This is a genomic window from Mesorhizobium sp. M0437 (assembly GCF_040321335.1).
Taxonomy (GTDB): Bacteria; Pseudomonadota; Alphaproteobacteria; order Rhizobiales; family Rhizobiaceae; genus Mesorhizobium.
The window spans coordinates 1-1,116 of sequence record NZ_JAMYRK010000222.1; the positions used below are offsets into that span (position 1 = coordinate 1).

The 1,116-nt window shown below is 64.9% G+C and carries 1 protein-coding gene; it reads right to left on the reverse strand.

The window, feature by feature from the left end:
* Window positions 1–51: 51 nt before the first annotated feature.
* Window positions 52–1,116: FAD/NAD(P)-binding protein (locus tag NKI72_RS35100; protein ID WP_352852263.1), on the reverse strand; the 1,065-nt coding region annotated here is incomplete at its 5' end.

The following is a 1,116-nucleotide window of genomic DNA, read 5'->3' on the forward strand; positions in this document are numbered from 1 at the left end:
GGGAACGCGTTCGGTCAGTGTCATCTGGATAGCCTCATCGTGTTTGCAGCTTCACGACGCCTTGCGACGCAACGCCGTTTGGTATCCCAACCATTGGTGAATTTCGGCGGCGATGCGCTCGGCATGTGCGGTGACTTCGGGAATTCCCATCAGTTCGCCGACGCTGCCTCGCGCCAGTGGCCCGCTGACGAAAATGCTATCGGTCGGGCGCCCGGATGTGCCGACCGCACGGCCTTGGCTGTCGGTATCCAAACCAAGACCAATCGGATCGAGCCGGACCAATCCCATCCGCGCGAGCGCCGCAATCGCCGTGTTGGTCCGCAAGATATCGGCGTGCGCCGGTCCGGTCGTCACGATCACACTGTCGAAAGCATCGACAACGAGGCTGCGTTGGCCACGCAGCCGCTGCCTGACGCGAATGCATCCGTCTACCTGTTCGGCGCCGACAATCGATGCGGCGCGATAGGAAAGCCTGCCCTCGGCAGCGCGGCGATCGAGCACGGCCGCGATCTGTGGCGCAACGCGGAAGCGATGCACATCCCACAGCGCGCGAAGATGACGCACAACCTGGCGCTGCTCGGCTAGCGGCAAGGCCTGCCAGATGGCCTGTCCCTGACGCCGGACGGCATCGAGCACCGGGTGCCAGTCTTCGCCCTGACGCTTGGCATCAAGAATCGTGGCCCGGATGCGCTTGAACAGTGCCGTTGCGCTGCGTGAAGGAAGGGTCGTGAAATCACCGACTGGATCGGCCGGTATCGAGGCGTGGCTGCGCGAGCGATAGCCATGACGTGACAGCGCGACAATGTGGCCACGATGCCCCTTGCGGTCGAGGGTCGCAATCACGTCCGCCGACGTCAGTCCGGTGCCAACGACCAGGACACGGTCGTCGCGGCCGATCGCTTCCAGCCTCTCGAGATCATAGGGATTGGCCACCAGCCCGGCTGTGCCAGCCACGGACTTCAGGGGCATCGGCAAGGCCGGCGGCGGATGCGTCGTCGCAATCACCACGGCGTCGGCAGCGAGCGTCCCGCCATCAGCGAGGATCAGACGGTAGCCCTCGCCGGTGCGCTCGACCGATGCGACGGCGGACCTGACATGGCGGATCGTTTTGCTGAG